The following is a 20,654-nucleotide window of genomic DNA, read 5'->3' on the forward strand; positions in this document are numbered from 1 at the left end:
AAATGCCGATAGAAGAAGATATTTTTGCAAAGATACGAGAGTTTAAGACAATTATTATTCATCGTCACCAAAGGCCTGATCCAGATGCTTATGGTTCACAGTGCGGACTGGCAGCTGTTTTACGCGCAAATTTTCCAGAAAAAGAAGTTTTTCAGGTTGGGGAAAATGTACATGGGTTGTCATGGATGGCTGAACCGGAAAAAATTGCAGACGACCTCTATAAAGAGGCACTTGTAATTGTTACAGATACTGCAAATCAACCGAGAGTTGATGATCAACGCTATACCAAGGGCAAGTGTCTTATAAAAATAGATCACCATCCTAACGAAGATCCTTACGGCGATCTTTGCTGGGTAAATACACAGGCTTCGAGTTGTTCCGAAATGATCGTTGATCTGGTAAACGCAATTTCACAGATTAAGCTTACCGACGAAGCAGCCAGATTGCTGTATGCTGGTATTGTGGGAGATACAGGACGTTTTATGTACGATGCCACAACTCCGCATACACTCAGAGTAGCTGCGCAGTTAACTGAATATAATTTTGATGCTGCACATATTAATAGGTTTTTAGATAGTATTGCTTTACCGGTTGCGCGGCTGGCAGCTTACGTGTATGAAAATATGCAGCTGAGCGACCAAGGCGTAGCTCATATTGTTCTCAATAATGATTTAATGAAAAAATTTGAATTAAAGGATGCCAGTACTGCTCCAGTTGTTCCCTTAATGGGAAAGGTTATCGGGGTAAAGTGCTGGACGATCTTTGTACAGCAAAAAGACGGCAGTTATCGTTTGCGGATTCGTTCCAAAGGGCCGGTTATCAATGAACTGGCAAAAGAGTACGGCGGCGGCGGGCATCCTCTTGCAAGTGGAGCATTTATGAAGGATGATACGCTGATTCCTGATTATTTGAAGAAATTAGATGCGATTGCAGCTGCATATACAGGAGAAAAAAATGACTGAAACATTTCAACAATTTGGCTTCAAATCATTTATTAATGAAGCCTTAAAAGAGATTAACTTTAAACAACCAACTGCAGTACAAGAAAAGCTGATACCTGTTATTATGGAAGGCAAAAGTGTAGTGGGACAATCACAAACAGGAAGCGGAAAAACCCATACTTTTTTATTGCCGTTATTGAACGAGCTTGATCCTGAAGTGCATGAGGTTCAAGCTGTGATTACGACTCCTAGTAGGGAGCTTGCTTATCAAATCCATGAAGCCGCAAAACAAATCGTAAGGAAAAGCACAAAAACAATTAGTCTTGCAAATTATGTGGGCGGTACTGATAAACAGCGACAAGTAGAAAAACTTCAACACAGACAGCCCCAGCTGGTAATCGGGACTCCAGGCCGAATTGTAGATTTAATGAATGAACAAGCTTTAGATATTCATAAAGCACATTCACTGGTAGTCGACGAGGCTGACATGACTTTGGATTTGGGTTTCTTAAAGGAAGTTGATACCATTGCATCTGCTCTTCCGCAAGATCTTCAAATGCTGGTTTTTTCAGCGACAATCCCCGAAAAACTAAAGCCGTTCTTAAAAAAATATATGCAAGCACCAGTAATTGAAGAAATCAAGAGTAAAACAGTCATCAGCCCGACAATTGATAATTGGCTGCTTTCAACAAAAGGAAAAGCACGAAATGATTTGATCCTTAAACTATTAACACTTGGACAACCATATTTGGCACTCATTTTCACAAATACAAAAACACGGGCTGATGAACTCACAGATTATTTAAGGGCCCAGGGACTAAGGGTTGCTAAGGTTCACGGAGGAATTCTGCCGCGTCAACGCAAAAGAATTATGCGGGAAATTCAAAATTTGGAATACCAATTTGTTGTTGCAACTGATCTTGCAGCTCGTGGAATCGACATTGAAGGAGTTTCACACATTATCAATGACGAAATTCCAGAAGACCTTGAATTCTTTATCCACCGTGTTGGACGAACCGGCCGAAATGGGATGAAAGGGATCGCAATTACACTGTATGATCCTAATGATGATACTAAAATTTCAGAACTTGAGGAAATGGGAATAAAATTCAAACCCAAAGCTTTGAAGAACGGTGAAATTGTTGACTCTTATGATCGTGACCGTCGCCAAAAAAGACATATTAAAAAGGAAAAATTAGATGTCGGCTTAGTTGGCCTTGTTAAAAAAGAGCGTAAAAAGAGAAAACCGGGCTATCGTAAAAAGATTAAACGTGCGATTAGGAATAAGGAACAACAGGATCGGAAAATAGCAAGGAGACAAGAAAAGCGTTCCAAGTATAGAGATTCTAAATGACAAATTGACAATCCTTGATAATTCTAATATAATTTTAGAGGATTTTAGAAGACAGGATATGCCGTAACCTATAATAAAAGAGAAGGTTCACTTGGTGAAAGAATCTATTTTAAAGTTAGGGTGCTCCCTGTTAATTTTTAAAACGCAACTCAGCGTTATTGAGATTAAAGAGGTTAACGACAACATCGTTGCAAGTAAGGTGGTACCGCGCATCCAGCGTCCTTACTGCAACGGTGTTTTTGTTGTTTGAGGGAGGAAGAAAAGAAATAAGATGAAAAAATTAACGAGTGCTCAAATCAGAAAAATGTATCTGGACTTTTTCAAAGAAAAAGGGCATACAGTAATGCCCAGTGCTTCATTAATTCCACATGATGATCCTACTCTATTGTGGATTAATTCAGGGGTTGCAACAATGAAGAAGTTCTTTGATGGAACGGTGGTTCCGCAGAATCCTAGAATCACAAGTTCACAAAAAAGTATCAGAACAAATGATATTGAAAACGTAGGTCATACTGCACGACATCATACACTTTTTGAAATGCTCGGCAATTTTTCAGTAGGGGATTATTTTAAAGAAGAAGCAATCACTTGGGCTTGGGAATTACTAACCAGCCCAAAATGGTTTGCGATGGATCCAAAACGCCTTTATGTGACTGTCTATCCTAAAGATACGGAAGCAAAAAGAATTTGGCACGAGGTTGCTGGTGTAGCACAAAACCATATTTACGAGGTTGAGGATAATTTCTGGGATATAGGTGAAGGGCCTAGCGGCCCAGATTCAGAAATTTTCTATGATCGTGGTCAAGAATTTAATAATCTGCCAGCAGATGATCCTGAAAGTTATCCAGGCGGAGAAAATGAACGCTACCTTGAGATTTGGAATATTGTTTTTTCTGAATTCAATCATAAACCTGATGGAACCTATGAACCGTTGCCGCATAAAAATATTGATACAGGAATGGGCCTGGAACGTGTTGTTTCTGTCTTTCAAAATGCACGCACAAACTTTGAAACTGATTTGTTCTTACCTTTGATTAATGAAACCGCCAAGATCAGTGGACAAAAGCAATATGGAGATAGTTCAGATACAGATGTTTCCTTTAAAGTAATTGCAGACCATATTCGAGCAGTCACGTTTGCAATTGGTGATGGTGCATTGCCTTCAAATGAAGGCCGCGGGTATGTTATTAGGCGTTTGATCCGCAGAGCGGTAATGCATGGGCAGAAGTTAGGAATTGAACAAGCATTTCTTTATCGTTTAGTTCCGCTTGTGGGTAAGATTATGGAATCGTATTATCCAGAAGTGCTTAAACAGTCAGATTATATTTCCAAGGTTGTAAAGATGGAAGAAGACCGTTTTAACGAAACACTTAAAGATGGACTGCAGTTATTGAATGAAATGATAGCAGCTGCCAAAAAAGAACAGTTGGCTGAACTTTCTGGAAAAGAAGCCTTCAAACTTTATGATACTTATGGGTTCCCCGTTGAACTGACAAAAGAGTATGCTCAAGAGCAAGGGTTAAGCATTGATGAAAAAGAATTTGATTCTGAGATGCAAAAACAAAAGCAGCGGGCAAGAAATGCTCGCAGCAATGCCAAGTCAATGGGTGTACAAAATGCGCTTTTAACAGATATTACAACTAAAAGTGAATATGTGGGTTATCAAGCACTTACGACTAACGGAACTTTGAAGGATATTATTGTGGGTGAAAAGCTAGTTAAAGAAGTTAAAGATGGAACAGCTGTTTTGATATTTAGCCGTACCCCTTTTTATGCTGAAATGGGAGGCCAAGTTGCTGATCAGGGTGTGATTAAAAATGCTGAAGGAAAAATTGTTGCAGAGGTTACAGATGTGCAGCACGCTCCTAAAGGACAAAACATGCATACTGTGAAAGTTTTGCTCCCATTAAAACTTAATGAAAACTATACTCTTGAAGTCGATCAGGTATTCCATGATAAGGTACGCAAGAATCATACTGCAACTCATCTTCTGGACCAGGCACTACGGGATGTTTTAGGTAGTCATACTCATCAGGCAGGTTCTTTAGTCGAGCCGACTTACTTACGATTTGATTTTACGAATCTAGGTTCGGTTACCAACGAAGATTTAAATAAAGTTGAAAAAATAGTAAATGAAAAAATCTGGCAGAATTTAAAAGTCGAAACAATTGAAACTGATATAGAATCAGCTAAGAAATTAGGAGCAATTGCACTCTTTACTGAAAAGTATGGCGAGCAGGTTCGTGTAGTTAAGGTTGGAGATTATTCAACTGAGTTCTGTGGCGGCAACCACGTTGATAGTACTGGAGAACTTGGTTTGTTTAAAATAGTATCTGAATCAGGTGTAGGTGCTGGAGTAAGAAGGATCGAGGCAGTTACTTCTAAAGAAGCATATGAGTTCTTAGAACTTCATACTCAGCTTTTGCATGATGTTGGTAAAGAACTAAAGGTAGCACAAGTAAAAGAAATTCCGCATCGCGTTGGGCTGCTGCAGACAGAAATCAAGCAGCTGGAACAACAAGTTGCTACACTTGAAGCTAAGATTGCTAGTCAGCAGGCTGCAAATATTTTTGAGCAGAGTGAAAAAATTGGCAAATTTACCCTTATTAAAGCACAAGTTAAAGTTGCCGGTATGGATCAGCTGCGTCAGCTTGCTGATCAATGGAAAACTAAAAACTATTCTGATGTACTGGTCCTTGCAACCGCAATTGCAAAAGACAAGGTTAATTTGATTGCAGCAGTTTCTCCAGAAGCGGTAAAGTCCGGTTTGAAGGCGGGTGACCTGATTAAGGCAATTGCACCGAAAGTCGGCGGCGGTGGTGGCGGCCGTCCTGACTTGGCGCAGGCGGGAGGCAAAAAACCTGCAGGTATCAGCTCTGCTCTTTCAACAGCAGCAGATTGGTTAAAGGAAAAAGAATAAAAGAGTTTATTTTTCAATATTTTATCAAAAAATATTGAAATTAAATTAAAGGGCTGTTACGAAACTGATGTTTTGTTTCAGCCTGTTTGTTTATTAGAGCTATTCTGCGTAATTTATAGTGGATTGTAAAGGAAAAGCATCAATCCGATTACAGACTTATCATTTGTGTTACGGTATGGTTACAAGGCGATGTTTTGATTGTGACAACCTTTTTTCTCTAGTAGAATAGTAACAGGAGTTGTGCAGCGGAGGTGCTTGCAATGAGTTCTTTAGATAAAACAATGTATTTTGATTTTGAAGATGGTAATCAAAAAAATGTACACGAAACACTTGTGACAGTTTATCAGGCACTAGAAGAAAAGGGCTACAATCCCATTAATCAAATAGTAGGGTATCTTATGTCTGGAGACCCGGCTTATATTCCCCGGTTGAATGATGCCCGTAATTTGATTAGAAAACACGAGCGTGACGAAATTGTTGAGGAGTTGGTACGCTCTTACCTTAACAAGGAGGGTAAAAAGTGAGCAGGCTAATGGGATTGGATGTTGGTTCTCGGACTGTCGGTGTTGCCGTCAGTGATCTTTTAGGATGGACCGCGCAAGGGATAGAAATTATTCCCATTGATGAAGAACAACAAAATTTTGGTATAGAGCGTGTCAAAAAACTGGTGGCCAAGTTTGAAGTTACTGGTTTTGTTGTAGGTCTTCCAAAGAATATGAATAATACTTCTGGTCCACGGGTAGAAGCCTCTAAAAACTATGGTAAGCTTTTAATGGATAACTTCAATCTGCCCGTTGATTATCAAGATGAGAGGCTGACTACTGTTGAAGCAGAACGGATGTTGGTCGAACAAGCTGATACGTCGCGTAAGAAACGCAAGAAAGTTATCGACAAGGTTGCAGCTGGACTTATTTTGCAAAACTACCTTGACCGTAAAGGGCCCTTATTGTAAAACACAAAGTTTTTAACACAGAAATGAGGCAGTTTAATGAGCGAAGAAGATAGTTTAATTACACTTGTTGATGAAAACGGCAATGAAACTCTATATGAGATACTTTTTACTTTTGAGTCTGATGATTACGGTAAATCGTATATTCTATTAATTCCTGCAGGAACACAGCCTGAAGAACAGGTTGATGTCCTTGCATTTTCATTTGATCCAGACGAAAATGGAGAAGCAAATGATGCTGAATTGCATGATATTGAAAGTTATGAGGAATGGGATATGGTTGAAGGAGTTTTGGACACATTCTTAAATGATGAGAATATGCAATAAAAAAAGACTTTCGGAATTTTAGAGGAAGAATCCAAGTAAATCGTGTTTTGCCCTAAAAGTTAAAGCTACAATTTAACTTTTAGGGTTCTTTTTTGTTAAATTTCATTCAATAATAAAAAGAAATGTATTTTTATGCTAGAATTAAATTACGTAACTTTGAATTAGGGAGGTTCCAAAATGTCAGAAGGCAAACGGCGTTTTAAAGCTCATATTGCCGGTGAAGACTATATTATTATCGGAGACAGTTCGACCCAGCATATGGAAATTGTTGTCAAATTAGTGGAACAGCAATTCAAGGAGATTAATCAACTGATGCCTGGTTTAAGTAAAGAAAGGGCGGCTGTTTTGCTGGCCATTAATGCAGTTTCTGATCAGATTTATAAACAAGAAGAATTAGACCGTTTAAAAGATGAAAAGAACAACTAGAAAAGCAGGTGAGTTGGTATGCTTATTACAATAATTATCGTTATTTTGTTGATTTTAGCTTATTTTAATGGAGCAAGAAGAGGATTGGTTCTTACCTTGCTTGATTTGGTTGGATTAATAGTAATCTTTTTTCTTGCAGCTAAATTTTCAGCGGTTTTGGGTGAATGGCTGTATCTTTTAGTAAAATTATTTGAGAAAAATCAAGCGTCTTGGCAGGCTGTTCAGGGTAATTCACTAACTGGGAGCAATACTTTTTACTATGGAATTGCTTACTGGCTGATTATTATTGTGGGTGGTTTAGTCATCAGAAGAATTATTCGCAGTTTGAATATGATCACGAAAATACCAATTATAAAACAATTGAATTCGATTGCAGGAGGAGTTTTCTCGCTCGTTTTAGTATATCTATTGATTTTTGCAGGCTTATTATTTTTGCAGGCATGGCCGAGTGAAGCAATTAGGAATAATATTGAAGACTCTCAACTTGCTCAGGTGATTTTACACAAAACGCCGGTCATTTCACAGCAGATTCTTGAAGAACTGGATCAGAATACTACTTCAGAGGAGACAAATATATGAACAGTAAATCAATGATGACTCTGGAATACGATAAAATTAAGAATAGATTGCGTCAATTTACTACGACGCCGATGGGAGAGAGACTGGCTGTTGAGCTACAGCCGAGTATAACTAGTGAAGTTATTGAAAAGTGGCTTGCGCAGACAAAGGATGCTGCCGACATTTTACGATTGAAGGGCGAGATTCCGATTCCAAAGTTGTTTGACATCAAACAGTATTTGAAGAGATTGGACATTGGCGGCGCACTGAATGGCAAAGAACTTGCTGCGATTGGCAGGGTGCTGCGTGCTACAAATGAAGTCAGGCTTTTTTTTATAAAGCTTGATGATGAAAAGGTTCAATTGACATCTTTGTATGAAGTTGCAGCACGTTTGCAGATTTTACCGGAGATTAATAAACGTTTGTTAAAAGCAATTGAATCTGATGGCTATGTTACAGATGAAGCCTCTTCGCTTTTAGCAAGTATTCGTCGATCAATATCATCCACAGAAAATCAGCTGCGTGATAAGCTGAATTCATTGATTCATGGCAGTTCTTCAAAATATCTCAGTGATGCCGTTATTACAATTAGAAATGAACGCTACGTTATTCCTGTTAAACAAGAATATAAATCTCGTTTTGGAGGCGTTGTGCATGATCAAAGCGCTTCGGGACAGACCCTTTTTATAGAACCACGTGCGGTTGTTGAATTGAACAATCGTTTAAAACAACAACAGCTTAGCGAAAAAGAAGAAATTGTGAGGATCTTCCAAGAATTATCAGAACTGATTGCTCCTTACACGGCGGAATTGGAAGACAATGCTGGAATCTTAGGAATTTTTGACTTTGCTAATGCTAAAGCTAAGTATGCAGCTGCATTGAAAGCTACCCAGCCGCTTTTATCACCGGAAAATGATGTTTATCTCAGGCATGTTTGGCATCCTCTCTTAGAGGAAAAAGTAGCTGTTAAAAATGACATAACCCTTGGACAAGATTACAAGGCAATTGTGATTACAGGGCCTAATACTGGTGGAAAAACAATTACCCTCAAAACGCTGGGCTTGGTTCAACTGATGGGACAGTCTGGCCTATTTATTCCGGCATTTGAAGAGAGCCGGATTGGCGTCTTTGATGAGATCTTTGCAGATATTGGCGATGAGCAGTCGATTGAACAGAGCCTAAGTACTTTCTCATCACACATGACAAATATAGTTACGATTTTAGAGACCATTGGACCGCGTTCTTTAGTTCTTTTTGATGAGCTTGGAGCCGGTACTGACCCGCAAGAAGGTGCAGCACTCGCGATTGCAATCTTGGACTACGCTGGTGCGCAGAACAGCTATGTTGTTGCCACTACTCACTACCCAGAACTTAAGGCTTACGGTTATGAAAGGGCCCAAACGATTAATGCAAGCATGGAATTTGACAGTAAAACATTGCGTCCAACTTATCGGCTGCTGATTGGAATTCCAGGGAGAAGCAACGCACTTGAAATTTCAGAACGTTTAGGATTGAATAAACAGATTATAGCACAAGCTCGTGAACTGAGTGCCGGGCAAAACCAGGATCTCAATGACATGATTCAAGATTTGGTAGAAAAAAGACATCAAGCTGAAGAAGAAGCAATTGGACTTCATAAAAATTTGAAAGATGCAAAACAACTGCATGCTGAATTAGAAGAAGAATATAATCGGCTGCTTAGTCAAAAAGCAGGTTTGCTTGAAGAAGCTCGCAAACGTGCAAATGAAGTTGTGGAAAGGGCTAGCAAAAAATCTGATAAACTGATTGCTGATCTGCGCCAGCTGCGCTTACAAAAAGGGGCGGCGGTTAAAGAAGATCAACTGATCAGTGCAAAAACACAGATGAGCCAGCTGCGCCAGCCAACCAGTCTGAAAAAAAACCGTGTTTTAAGACGAGCTAAGGAAAAGCAGCAGCTTCGGCCGAATGATGACGTTTTAGTTAAGTCTTATGGTCAAAGGGGAGTACTGATTCGTAAAGCAGGCGAAAATGAATGGGATGTTCAAATTGGGATTTTAAAAATGCGGGTTAGTGAAACTGATCTAGAAAAAATAAAAGTTGCGCCTGAAAAAACAAAGTCACTAAGAACAACGATATCTTCTTCTAATAAGACTCACGTTTCTCCTACCCTAGATTTAAGAGGCCATCGTTACGAAGAGGCACTGGTTGAGGTCGACCGCTACTTGGACGCTGCGGTTCTTGCTGGTTATAACAGTGTTACGATTGTCCATGGAAAAGGTACTGGTGCTTTAAGAAAGGGTATTACTGATTACCTTGCACAGAACTCGAGTGTAAAGAGTTTTAATTTTGCCTCTCCAAGTGCGGGCGGAAATGGTGCAACTATAGTATATTTTAAGTAAGCAGTTATTTTGCTTTTTCAATTTAATCTGTTATGATTTACTTACAAAAACAAAGTAGGAGGCGTTATAAGTGGTTAAAGAACTTACAGATGCAACTTTTGAACAGGAAACAAGTCAAGGGGTGACATTAACAGACTTTTGGGCAACATGGTGTGGGCCTTGCCGGATGCAATCTCCCGTGGTAGAAGATTTAGATGAAGAAATGGGCGACAAGGTTTCATTCAGTAAAGTAGATGTTGATGCAAACAAAGAAGTTGCAAGCAATTTTGGAATTATGAGTATTCCTACATTGTTGATTAAAAAAGATGGGGAAGTTGTTGATACTTTGGTTGGATATCATCCAAAAGAACAAATTCAGGCTAAGTTACAGCAATACCTATAAGAATGTTATGAAGTGAAGGAGGGCAGAGCCCTTCTTTTTTTGCACAAAAATTTATTTTTTATTGTAATGTAATATTATACAATGTATTCTGGTTTAAGACGTTTACAAAAAGACAGCTACGTAACAACCTGCGATCAGCCTTTTCAATGCAAAAACCGCCGCTATTATCGCATTATAGCAAGCTACCGTGTAGAAAACGAATCCGGCAGCAACATACTTTTTACTAAGACAAGTGATGGCAGAATATTGCTTCAAAATAAAAATGACTCAAATATGTTGATTTTGCAGACTAAATCTGGTGATAATAGAGTAAGTAAAGATCAGAAAGAAAGACTGAACGGAAATGAGGCAATTTTCATGAAAAAAAAGAATAAGTTAACAAAGTCAAGAGATAAAATAGTTTCTGGAGTTTTTGGGGGAATCGCAGAATATTTTGATTGGGATAAGGCAATTGTGCGCATTGTTGGGACTATTCTAATTTTCTTCCCCGGCCAATTAATTGTGGGGATCATCATCTATTTTATCGCTGCAGCAGTCATGCCAGAGGCACCCAGCGATAAAGATTCAAGTTATACAGATAAAGATGACGATATTATCGAAGGTGAATTTAAAGATAAGTAACATAACTAAAGAATTAGCTTAGAAGGGTATAATCCCTTCTTTTTTGTTTTTAAATCTATTTTAAATTTATGTAAAAGAATGTAATTTAATAAATTCTTAAGCAATCTTTGAAAAAATTTACAAAAAACTGGTTTACTGTGGTGTAACATTAATGTAGTAAAGTAGTGAATTAGAAATAAAATTTGCAATTCCTGTAAAACAGTATTTTGGGGGTGAAGTGATATGGGGCAATGGCATATACGAGTATTACATAGTGAAGTAACTAGGTTTATTTTAAAAACTCTTTTTTATTTTGCAATTATGCTGATTTTAGTTTATTTATACAGCTACAGTGGCATTAATGGACCGCACTTTATTTATAACGAGTTTTAGTTGGGGAGAGAACAAATTAAATGAATGTAATTCAAAGAATAGATGAATGGGCTAAAAAAGAACCGCAAAAAATTGCCTACAATTATCTTGGAGAAAAGAATACGTATCTTGAGTTAAAGGAATATTCTGATGCTGTTGCAGCTGCAATTACTGAAACGAAATTGCCCAAAAAGGCGCCGATTATTGTATACGGTGGGCAAACGTTTAAAATGATTGCTGTTTTTCTAGGGGTTGTTAAAGCAGGGCATGCCTACATACCTATTGATAGCGATTCACCTAGTGAACGGTTGATTATGATAAATCAGATTGCAAAGCCAGCTGCATGTATTGCAGTTGAAGAGCTGCCGGTAGCATTATCAGGTTTGCCCTTTATTTCAACCGCAGAGTTAGACCAGATTTTTTCTGGAAGGGAACCTTATACGGTAAATAATCCAGTATCTGGTGATGATATCTTCTATATTATCTTTACTTCAGGAACCACAGGCATGCCTAAGGGAGTTCAAATCAGTGCAAACAATTTAGAAAGTTTCTTGGCTTGGGTGGAGAATGATTTTGGAATTAAAAGTGAAAGCACTTTTCTTTCACAGCCGCCGTATTCTTTCGATCTATCTGTTATGGATCTTTATCCTGCACTGACACGCGGGGGTACATTGAGCGTAATTCCTAAAAAAACAACGGAAGACTTCAGACAGCTTTTTTCATTGCTGCCTAAGCTTGGATTAGATGTATGGGTTTCAACACCGTCATTTATGGATATTTGTCTGCTTGAGAAAAATTTTAATGAAGAGCACTATCCAACTTTAAAACATTTCTTGTTCTGTGGCGAAGAGCTGACCCATAAGACGGCACAGCAATTGAAACAGCGATTTCCTAATGCTGCTATCTATAATACTTATGGACCAACTGAAACTACAGTTGCAGTTACCAAAGTAAAAATAACAGATAAAATTCTTGCTGATTATGAGCGCATGCCGATTGGCAAACCCAAAAATGATACACACATTGCAGTGGTAGACGAAAAATTACAAGAGGTTCCTCGCAATACAGCAGGCGAAATTCTGGTTTATGGTCCAAGCGTTTCTCGCGGCTACCTTAATAACCCCGATAAAACACAACAAGCTTTTGTAACTTTTAATAATCAGAATGCTTATAGGACTGGAGACCTAGGGCAATTTGATGAAAATGGGCAGCTGCTTTATAAGGGCCGGCTTGATTTTCAGGTTAAACTGCATGGCTTCAGAATAGAATTAGAAGAAGTCGACTATCATCTTGGAAAAGTTGACTTGGTGAAGCAAGCAGCCTGCGTGCCAAAGTACGGGATGGATCATAAAGTTGCACAATTAGTTGCTTTTGTTGTTGCTAAGTCTAATGGATTTAAAAATAACATTGAGCTGACAAAAGCAATTAAAGATAAGTTGACAAACTTGTCAATGCCTTACATGATCCCGCAACGTTTTATTTACATGGATTCATTACCGCTGACAACAAATGGAAAAGTTGATCGGAAACGTTTGTTCAGCGAGGTTAATCACTAATGATTAATTTACAACCTTATGAAAATCCAATGTATTTTATTTACCTATTTGTTGCATTATTACCGATCATAATCGCAATGCTGTATGGTAAAAAACTTCATTGGTATCAGACAATTATTTCTTTTGTTTTTTTAGTACTTGCTTTTGGTGGTGTTAAGTGGCATGAAGGGATAGCGCTCATTGCTTATATTATTTTCGAAATGGTTTTAATAGGTGCTTATTTCTACTATAGGCAAAAGGTGAATCAAACTTGGGTCTTTTGTAGCGCTGTAGTCCTTGCAATCATTCCGTTAATAATCGTCAAGGTTACACCAGCAGTTTACGGGCATCCTTCGCTTATCGGTTTTTTAGGGATCAGCTACTTGACGTTTAAAGCTGTCCAGATGATCATGGAAATACGAGACGGGGCAATCAAGGAGTTTGACCCTTGGCTGACATTGCAGTTTCTGCTTTTCTTTCCGACAATCTCTTCAGGGCCAATTGACCGTTATAGAAGATTTAAGGGAGACTATGAAAGAAAACCAGATCCGCAGAAATATCTGCAGCTATTAGATAAGGGCGTATGGTACATCTTTTTAGGTTTCTTGTATAAGTTTGTTTTAGCCTATATTTTCGGAACATTGTTGTTGCCGAATGTTGGTAAAATGGCATTGACATACGGCGGTATTTCTTGGTGGCTAGTTGCTTACATGTATGTCTATTCTATGGATCTTTTCTTTGATTTTGCAGGTTATAGTCTTTTTGCCGTTGGTATTAGTTACTTGATGGGAATTGAGACTCCGATGAACTTTAACAGGCCATTTTGTGCTTGGAACATCAAAGAGTTTTGGAATCGTTGGCACATGACGCTTTCGTTTTGGTTTCGAGATTACATTTATATGAGGCTGGTCTTTTTCATTATGAAAAAGAAGCTTATCAAAAATAGAATCACCATCGCGAATGTTGGTTACTTAACGTTGTTTTTGATTATGGGTTTTTGGCATGGATTAACTTGGTATTATATTGTTTATGGCCTTTACCATGCTGTAGCGATTATACTGTGCGATGTTTGGCTTCGTTATAAGAAAAAGCATCGTAGTAAGATTCCAAGCAACCGTTTTACAAAGCTGTTGGCAATTTTCATTACTTTTAACGTCGTTTGTTTCAGCTTTTTAATCTTTTCAGGGTTTTTAGATACATTATTTTTCCATAACATTGCTACATTAAAATAAAGGGGAGTTTTAAAAAATGAAAGAAAAAGTAATTGGGATTTTAGAAGATTTAACAGGAAGTCAAGAAATCGCAGATAACTTGGATATCAATCTCTATGATGAAGGACTGCTGGATTCTATGGCAACAGTTCAGCTTTTGTTAGAATTACAATCTCAGTGTGGAGTTGATGTGCCGGTTTCAGAGTTTGAACGCAGCGAATGGGATACGCCAAATAAAATTATTGCGAAAGTAGAAAGTATGTAACATGAAGATGTCGAAGAAACTATTCTTGATTTTTGGGCCTATTATTGCGGCGGTGATCTTATTACTGACACTCTTTTTTATCCCGGTCAGTATCCAGAATATTTCAGAGGGCACTATTCAGAGGGCAGCATTGTCTCAATCTCCTAAAGTTTTTCGTGGAATGGCAGTCAAAAAGGCCGCTTTTTCTAAAAATTATGTGCCCTTTTTCGGCTCATCTGAGTTATCCCGGATGGACTCATTGCATCCTGCAGTTCTTGCACAAAAATATCATAGAAATTACCGGCCATTTCTTTTGGGAGCACCTGGAACACAGTCTTTAGTTCATTATTGGGGCATGAAGGGAATTGATGATAAGCTTGAAGGGAAAAAAGCAGTTTTTATTGTTTCACCCCAGTGGTTTGTGAAGGGCGGAATTGCTCCAGTTGTGTTTAACTATTATTACCCTAAGCCGGAAATTGTGAAATGGCTTTTGCATGCTAAGAATAATAGGATGAACAGATATGCAGCTCAAAGGCTGTTGGAGCTTTCAGCCGATCATTCCAGCGTAGAATCAAAAGGAATTGCGAGAATTGCGGCTGGACATCCGTTAAGCAGCTTTGAGAGGACCTATCTTACCTTAAAGTCGAATGCTCTTGATCGAGAAGACCAGCTTTTTTCAACTGTGTCGTTAAATAACCGCGTGCAGACAATTAGTCGTAACGAGAGATTTTTACCTAAAGCCTATAATTTAAAGCAACTCGACAAAGTTGCTTATACACTTGGAAAAGAGCATACAACTAATAATCAGTTCAAAGTTGATAATAGATTTTGGGATAAGCGCTTGAAGCATAATTATAAGAAATTGGCAGGTAAACAAAAAAATTATAACTATACTGATTCGGTGGAATTTTCAGATTTTCAGTTAGTACTTAACCAGTTTGCCGACAAAAATATGAATGCACTGTTTATTATTCCGCCGGTTAATGAGCGTTGGTCTGAATACACAGGGCTTTCAATGCCAATGCTTAGGAACTTTGTGAAGAAGATCAAATACCAGTTAAATTCTCAAGGTTTTAATAACGTTGTTGATCTAACTGATGATGGGAATAAAGCTTATTTCATGCAGGATACTATCCATCTCGGCTGGCGTGGCTGGTTGGCAGCTGATAAGTATATTAACCCGTTTTTAACCAAAAAGCAGCCTAAAGTCAGTTATAAAATTAATAATTATTTCTATTCAAAGAAATGGCAGCAAAGTCAATCCTTTACAAATTAATTAGTTAGAGCTAAATAAAAAACTTGGAGAATAATCTCCAAGTTTTTTATTTTTCTAAGAATGTGACATAAGTCGGTAAAATTTGAGTACTAACAAGAAATTACGAACATAGCGAGTAATTTGCTATGAGTAATTCGAGGTTAGACGGAAAATTTTGACTTATGCCACACGTTTATCCGGAATAAGTAGAGGAACTAGGCTAAAATTTCACTTTTGACCCAGCCCCTTTTCTGACGCTGAGGTAAACCTAAGCGGAGGTTTGTCAGGCCGTACAGCAGCATCAAGAGGTAAGCTTGGATCTTGCTGAACCAAAAAAATAATTTTACCGTTATGAGAATCGTTATCCTTAATAATTGCTTCGGTAACACAGCCAGTTTGGTTTTGCAGCGTTTCTGCCAAAAAGCCAGCTTCTAAAAGAAAATCTGCCTGCTTGATGTTTTGCTGTCGTAGTTTAATGATTTTTCCGCTCAGTTCAAACAGTTGCTGGTTTTTCTTTGCTTTGCCAGCTTTAAGTGAACCCCAGCCGGCTTTTTCAAAGAAAGATGCCAAGTCTTCAGATTTATCAAGAAAAATTTCGCGTGCCAGACGTTTGCCCGCCCAGTAAAGAATAGTTTTATTTTCACCTGTTAATTCAGGAATCAAAATATCACGCAAGACTTCGTATCCTAAAATAGAGGTTGATGTATCGTCTGCTAATAATTGTTGGTAAAATTTTACTTCCATGAAGTCTCTCCTTCAATCTAATCTAATACTAATTATACCTTGAAGTTGTAAAAAACGAATAGTTATTTGAAAAATTAGGAAAGTTGCGTATAAATCAGAATTATAGCTATAATGAAAAGATAAAAGTAGGTATTTGAAAGGATATTTTTAATAATGAAAAGAATAATTATTGCTACTAAGAATGAGGGTAAGGCAAGAGAGTTCAAAACTTTCTTCGAACCTCGGGGATTTACAGTTAAAACACTTAATGATTTAAAAAAAGTTCCTGAAATTGTTGAAAACGGGACAACCTTTGCTGAAAATGCCTATATTAAAGCGAGCACGTTGACAGCTCTTTTGAATGAAACGGTACTTGCAGATGATTCAGGATTGCTGGTTGACGCGCTGCAGGGAGCTCCTGGAATATATTCTGCTCGTTATGCGGGTGATCATGATGAAGCCGCAAATAATGCAAAACTACTCAAAGAATTGAAGGGAATTCCTTTAGCTGAAAGAACAGCAAGATTCCATACATCTTTGGTAGTTACTGGTGTGGATAAGAAAGCGCTGGAAGTGACAGGAGAAGTAACAGGTAATATTCTTGAAGTTCCTCGTGGAGTCGATGGTTTTGGATACGATCCGCTTTTTTATGTACCGGAACTAAAAAAAACCTTTGCCCAGTTAACACCGGCTGAAAAAAATAGAATCAGTCATCGGGGAAGAGCACTCGCAGTTTTGAATGAAAAATTTGATGATTGGTGGAAAAGTTAATGAACGAAAAGATAAGCAGTTTTTTAGTTGTAAGTGACAGCCATGGTGATCGAGATATTCTAGCTAAATTGGTAGATAAATATCAAGGGAAAGTTACAAAGATGTTTCATTGCGGTGATTCAGAGCTTTCACCCGATGATAGTATTTTTGATAATTTTAAGGTTGTCACGGGTAACTGTGATTATGACCCGCGTTTTGAAGAAACACTTCTTGAAAAGAGCGGGGACGAACTCGTTTTACTGACACATGGGCATCTTTACGGGGTTAATAATGGAATGCAAAGGCTTAGCCTGTTAGCTGAAGAAAAGGCAGCTACAATTGTTTTATTCGGACATACACACCTTTTAGGGGCTGAATACCGGAAAAACTGTTTGTTTCTTAACCCGGGAAGCATTAGTTTTCCGCGCGGCACGTACAGTTATCTGGGTGGAACGTATGCATTGATTAAAGTAGGTGCAGATTTCTTTGAAGTTCAATATTATGATCGAAAATGTGTAAAAATTCCAGAGCTTGCACTGGTCTTTAAACGCATTTAATACTAGGGAAGTGAATTATGAATCCTAGGTTGAAAAAGATGTATATAAAACTCTTAAAGTGGAGCGTCACGACTCTTTTCTTCATGATGACAGGCAAATTTGTGCAGATCCCGTTGCTGAATTTTGTTATCATGGGTTGTGTTTCCTACTGTTTGTTTATTTTTTTAGTGTGCGTATATCTACAGATAAACAGTTAAAGAAGCCTTGACATTATTATAGGTCTCTGTATAATAGTAAGAGTACTTGCCCGTTGGTCAAATTGGTTAAGACGTCGCCCTCTCAAGGCGGAGTTACGGGTTCGATCCCCGTACGGGTGATATCATCGATTTTCAGTGAAATCGTCCATCGTATTATGGGTGGGCTTTTCTTTTTGGAAAGTGATGAATTAAGCCATTTTTGATAGTGATGTTATTGGAAAACAGCATTGACAAGCTATTGAAAAGGTACTATTATTAAATAGTTGATTTTTTATTTTTGGGCATTCGCCAAATTGGTAAGGCAGCGGACTCTGAATCCGCAATGTACTGGTTCGAGTCCAGTATGCCCAATTATACGTTTTGAGTACCGTTTAATTAAGGCTTATAAAGCCTAATTAGCGGTATTTTTTTGTGTTTTTTATAATCATTCTAAACAGTAACTTTTTAGCAAAAGTGAATGTTTTTGTGAATGTTTTTTCATCCGCTGCCTTACCAATTTGGCGAATGCCCCAAGACTATTAAAAATTTACATAGGCTGAAAATTTGTCTGCAATTTCATTCTTTTGTTTATTAGTAACAGCAGTGTATATATCTAAAGTGGTTTGAATATCTCTATGTCCCAGTTGTAGTTGAACTTGTTTAACAGAAAGTCCGCTCTCAAAAGCAAGTGTGGCGTAAGTATGTCTGAATCCATGGGTTGTAATATGCTTCAAGTTGTAATTTTCAGTTACACGTTTTAGCCATAAAGTTGGTTTAACAGGCTGTAGCATAGTATTCCTGGTATTTGAAAAAATAAGTTGGCTAGTTGAATAAGAATAACCTAGCTGTTTTAATTTTAAGGATTGACACTTTTTCCATTTTTTCAAAATGTTGATAGTCTTAGTGTCAAGAAATACATTTCTGTTACTCTCATAGGTCTTAGGCGTTTGAACATTAATACCATTGACTCCACGGCTTTGTGTTTTTGTGACTGAGACTATTTTTTGAGAGAAATTTATATCTTTCCAATAAAGTGCTAAAGCTTCACCTTTTCTTAGACCGCTGAAAGCTAAAAGTCTAAAGAAAGCATAAGCTTGATAATCGTCTAAATCATAAAGACAGTCTAAGAATTGCTTCAACTCTTCTTTATCGTAATAGTTATTAGTCATTGTTCTAACATTAGTTCTTTTTGGAATTAAAATGTTTTCTACTGGATTAAGGCTAATAATGTGTTTTCTTTTGGCAAACTTAAATATCCTTGATACGTTATTAATCCAGACCTTAAATTTGGTATATCTCTCATCATACCAGTGATTAACTGCTTTTTGACATAGTACATCAGTAATAGTATTTAACTTTCTATTGCCAAGAATTGGAAGAATATGAAGCTTAAAAATCTCTTTTGTTTTTATCCATGTAGACTCTTTAACAGTATTCTGATATAACTTAAACCACTCTAGGTAAACTTGTTTAAACGTGATACTTGAAGTTGTTACAGGAGAATTTAGGGACGTTTTAGAGGTGTTTAAGCAACTACTACTTTCTAATTCTAAGACTGCTAATTGTGCTGCCTTCTTCGATTTAAAACCTTGTTTAGTTTTAACTTTTTGCTTTCCTGTTAACTCATCCCTCCCTACCAAAATCCTAATTTTCCATTTTGTTTGTCCTTTAGAACTATACTTTTTTATGGATGCCATGTTGATATCTCCTAGTATTAACCGACAAGGAGTTAAGAGAATAATAACACATTTTTTATAAAAAGTTGTATAGTTAATGAGGAAAACAAAAGGAGTGGGTTACTAAAATGGGGAATAGATTAATCACTAGAAGACTTGTTTCAGGAGTTTTGCTATTGTTGTGGTCATTAGTTGCTTTTCATGGTTCAATGTTCTATCTGGGTAGTGCAAACTATGAATACATGTTAAAGAATGGTGGTAGGGCCGAAGCCAACATAGCTAATAATAGTGGGATAGCTTTTGTAATTTTAGGGATTTATTTAATAGTACTTGGGTTTCTATTTGTTTCTACTTGCAAAAAGAGACCTAGAAAACTGATTGAATATAGTGTAGTTGCTTCTTGGTTTATTGTGACTTTCATTATAGGGTTTACTGCCTACCCACAGATTCCAGGTATATTAAAGAATACTATGAGTGTCGCTTTCTTTTTGGTTCTCTTAGGGTTACCTTTTAAACATGGATTTAGAAATATGCCTTTTGTTGGTGAAGATAATAAACTTCCTAAAGCTCAGCCGGTACAAGCTGCTAAAACAGCGATTGTAGCACCAACTAGTGAAGGAACAGAACTTAGAGACCTTAAGAAACTATTGGATGAAGGAATTATTACACAAGAGGAATTTGAAGCTAAAAAGAAAAAGGTTTTAGGAATTTAGCAAGTAAGAGAAAACTAGGCAAATAATTGTAAGAGTGCTGATAAGCCTTCTTTTTTTATACATATTATGAAAAACTACCCTTCTGGTTTACCTTCTAACGAACTATATTAATAATTAAGTATAACTAGAAAACGTTAAAACACCTTAGAAACGCTTATATGGACATATAGGAGTATTGTAGCGTTTACAGTGTTAGAGTATACTCAACTTGAAAGAAGGTAATAATATGGACGATGTAACTTTTAAAATACAATTACAAGGAAAAGACTACAGAATATTATCAGCAGATTTATCTGGTCAAAGAAAAGGAGATAAAGTTAGCATCAAAATTAAAGGAGAAGTAAGTAAGGATATCATTAAACCATGCTCATCTTTTCGTATTGGTAGTAGTAAATATCTGTTTTATGTAGTAAGTAATGTAGGTAATGGTGAATCTACCTTAGAATTTAACCTAGACGATGGTAATAACTAGTAATTGTTTTCTAAAGGTAGTTATTAGCTTATTAAGCAATGTTAATATGTATATAGCATAATTATAATTATATTCAAAATGCTCCTATCCTAGTATTTGGTACACAAATACTTAGACGTTTGTGCCATAATAAAA

General features: G+C 37.3%; 22 protein-coding genes and 2 tRNA genes. 22 read left to right on the plus strand and 2 right to left on the minus strand.

What is annotated here, in order from left to right; all coding sequences use genetic code 11:
• Window positions 1-2: 2 nt before the first annotated feature.
• The 16 genes from FD46_RS05085 to dltD all read left to right on the plus strand — a co-directional run bounded on the left by FD46_RS05085 (window position 3) and on the right by dltD (window position 15,473).
• Window positions 3-962: a DHH family phosphoesterase gene (locus FD46_RS05085; RefSeq protein WP_057896087.1), complete on the plus strand. Its 960-nt coding sequence runs from the start codon at window positions 3-5 to the stop codon at window positions 960-962.
• Window positions 955-2,295, plus strand: a complete 1,341-nt coding sequence (locus FD46_RS05090; RefSeq protein ID WP_057896088.1) for a DEAD/DEAH box helicase — start codon at window positions 955-957, stop codon at window positions 2,293-2,295. Before FD46_RS05085 ends, FD46_RS05090 begins: the two co-directional genes overlap by 8 nt.
• 271 nt (window positions 2,296-2,566) lie before the next feature.
• Entirely contained in the window at window positions 2,567-5,215 is a 2,649-nt protein-coding gene (gene alaS, locus FD46_RS05095; protein WP_057896089.1) for an alanine--tRNA ligase, read from the plus strand.
• Window positions 5,216-5,475: 260 nt separating this feature from the next.
• Window positions 5,476-5,739, plus strand: a complete 264-nt coding sequence (locus FD46_RS05100; protein WP_057896090.1) for an IreB family regulatory phosphoprotein — start codon at window positions 5,476-5,478, stop codon at window positions 5,737-5,739.
• The gene (gene ruvX, locus FD46_RS05105) at window positions 5,736-6,167 is read left to right on the plus strand and encodes a Holliday junction resolvase RuvX (protein ID WP_057896091.1); all 432 of its coding nucleotides are present in this window, start codon (window positions 5,736-5,738) and stop codon (window positions 6,165-6,167) included. The genes FD46_RS05100 and ruvX overlap by 4 nt, the downstream gene beginning before the upstream one ends.
• A 36-nt stretch (window positions 6,168-6,203) precedes the next feature.
• Window positions 6,204-6,491: a DUF1292 domain-containing protein gene (locus FD46_RS05110; protein ID WP_057896092.1), complete on the plus strand. Its 288-nt coding sequence runs from the start codon at window positions 6,204-6,206 to the stop codon at window positions 6,489-6,491.
• A 177-nt stretch (window positions 6,492-6,668) separates the two neighbouring features.
• A complete protein-coding gene (zapA, locus tag FD46_RS05115) occupies window positions 6,669-6,917 on the plus strand; it encodes a cell division protein ZapA (RefSeq protein WP_057896093.1) in 249 nt (82 codons plus the stop codon).
• 18 nt (window positions 6,918-6,935) lie between these two features.
• Window positions 6,936-7,496, plus strand: a complete 561-nt coding sequence (locus FD46_RS05120; protein WP_083479376.1) for a CvpA family protein — start codon at window positions 6,936-6,938, stop codon at window positions 7,494-7,496.
• On the plus strand, window positions 7,493-9,853 hold the full coding sequence (locus FD46_RS05125; RefSeq protein WP_057896094.1) for an endonuclease MutS2: 2,361 nt from the start codon (window positions 7,493-7,495) through the stop codon (window positions 9,851-9,853). The genes FD46_RS05120 and FD46_RS05125 overlap by 4 nt, the downstream gene beginning before the upstream one ends.
• A 70-nt stretch (window positions 9,854-9,923) precedes the next feature.
• Window positions 9,924-10,235, plus strand: a complete 312-nt coding sequence (gene trxA / locus FD46_RS05130) for a thioredoxin (protein ID WP_057896095.1) — start codon at window positions 9,924-9,926, stop codon at window positions 10,233-10,235.
• 357 nt (window positions 10,236-10,592) lie between these two features.
• Window positions 10,593-10,856 (plus strand): PspC domain-containing protein, encoded by a 264-nt coding sequence (locus FD46_RS05135; protein ID WP_057896109.1) that lies wholly within the window; start codon window positions 10,593-10,595, stop codon window positions 10,854-10,856.
• 222 nt (window positions 10,857-11,078) lie between these two features.
• Window positions 11,079-11,228: a teichoic acid D-Ala incorporation-associated protein DltX gene (locus tag FD46_RS10215; RefSeq protein WP_083479377.1), complete on the plus strand. Its 150-nt coding sequence runs from the start codon at window positions 11,079-11,081 to the stop codon at window positions 11,226-11,228.
• A 20-nt stretch (window positions 11,229-11,248) separates the two neighbouring features.
• Window positions 11,249-12,763 (plus strand): D-alanine--poly(phosphoribitol) ligase subunit DltA, encoded by a 1,515-nt coding sequence (gene dltA / locus FD46_RS05140; RefSeq protein WP_057896096.1) that lies wholly within the window; start codon window positions 11,249-11,251, stop codon window positions 12,761-12,763.
• Window positions 12,763-13,974: a D-alanyl-lipoteichoic acid biosynthesis protein DltB gene (dltB, locus tag FD46_RS05145; protein WP_057896097.1), complete on the plus strand. Its 1,212-nt coding sequence runs from the start codon at window positions 12,763-12,765 to the stop codon at window positions 13,972-13,974. Before dltA ends, dltB begins: the two co-directional genes overlap by 1 nt.
• A 16-nt stretch (window positions 13,975-13,990) precedes the next feature.
• Window positions 13,991-14,218, plus strand: a complete 228-nt coding sequence (gene dltC / locus FD46_RS05150) for a D-alanine--poly(phosphoribitol) ligase subunit DltC (RefSeq protein WP_057896098.1) — start codon at window positions 13,991-13,993, stop codon at window positions 14,216-14,218.
• Window position 14,219: 1 nt separating this feature from the next.
• Window positions 14,220-15,473, plus strand: coding sequence for a D-alanyl-lipoteichoic acid biosynthesis protein DltD (gene dltD, locus FD46_RS05155; protein WP_057896099.1), 1,254 nt, complete (start codon window positions 14,220-14,222; stop codon window positions 15,471-15,473).
• A 207-nt stretch (window positions 15,474-15,680) separates the two neighbouring features.
• Here the strand turns inward: dltD and FD46_RS05160 are convergent, their stop codons facing one another.
• Entirely contained in the window at window positions 15,681-16,196 is a 516-nt protein-coding gene (locus FD46_RS05160; RefSeq protein ID WP_057896100.1) for a YslB family protein, read from the minus strand.
• A gap of 153 nt (window positions 16,197-16,349) precedes the next feature.
• Here FD46_RS05160 and FD46_RS05165 point away from each other — a divergent pair, with 153 nt between their 5' ends.
• From FD46_RS05165 to FD46_RS05180, 4 genes are all read left to right on the plus strand, one after another.
• Window positions 16,350-16,946: an XTP/dITP diphosphatase gene (locus tag FD46_RS05165; RefSeq protein WP_057896101.1), complete on the plus strand. Its 597-nt coding sequence runs from the start codon at window positions 16,350-16,352 to the stop codon at window positions 16,944-16,946.
• The gene (locus FD46_RS05170; protein ID WP_057896102.1) at window positions 16,946-17,482 is read left to right on the plus strand and encodes a metallophosphoesterase; all 537 of its coding nucleotides are present in this window, start codon (window positions 16,946-16,948) and stop codon (window positions 17,480-17,482) included. Before FD46_RS05165 ends, FD46_RS05170 begins: the two co-directional genes overlap by 1 nt.
• Window positions 17,483-17,726: 244 nt before the next feature.
• Window positions 17,727-17,799, plus strand: a tRNA-Glu gene (locus tag FD46_RS05175).
• Between the two features lie 158 nt (window positions 17,800-17,957).
• Window positions 17,958-18,030, plus strand: a tRNA-Gln gene (locus tag FD46_RS05180).
• A gap of 167 nt (window positions 18,031-18,197) precedes the next feature.
• Here the strand turns inward: FD46_RS05180 and FD46_RS05185 are convergent.
• Complete coding sequence (locus FD46_RS05185; RefSeq protein WP_057896103.1) at window positions 18,198-19,355, minus strand: tyrosine-type recombinase/integrase; 1,158 nt, start codon at window positions 19,353-19,355, stop codon at window positions 18,198-18,200.
• Window positions 19,356-19,462: 107 nt separating this feature from the next.
• Between FD46_RS05185 and FD46_RS05190 the strand changes: the two genes are divergently transcribed.
• Window positions 19,463-20,047: an SHOCT domain-containing protein gene (locus tag FD46_RS05190; protein ID WP_057896104.1), complete on the plus strand. Its 585-nt coding sequence runs from the start codon at window positions 19,463-19,465 to the stop codon at window positions 20,045-20,047.
• A gap of 226 nt (window positions 20,048-20,273) precedes the next feature.
• The gene (locus FD46_RS05195) at window positions 20,274-20,519 is read left to right on the plus strand and encodes a hypothetical protein (RefSeq protein WP_057896105.1); all 246 of its coding nucleotides are present in this window, start codon (window positions 20,274-20,276) and stop codon (window positions 20,517-20,519) included.
• The last annotated feature ends 135 nt before the right edge of the window (window positions 20,520-20,654 follow it).

It is taken from the genome of Liquorilactobacillus oeni DSM 19972 (genome assembly GCF_001436275.1).
Taxonomy (GTDB): Bacteria; Bacillota; Bacilli; order Lactobacillales; family Lactobacillaceae; genus Liquorilactobacillus; species Liquorilactobacillus oeni.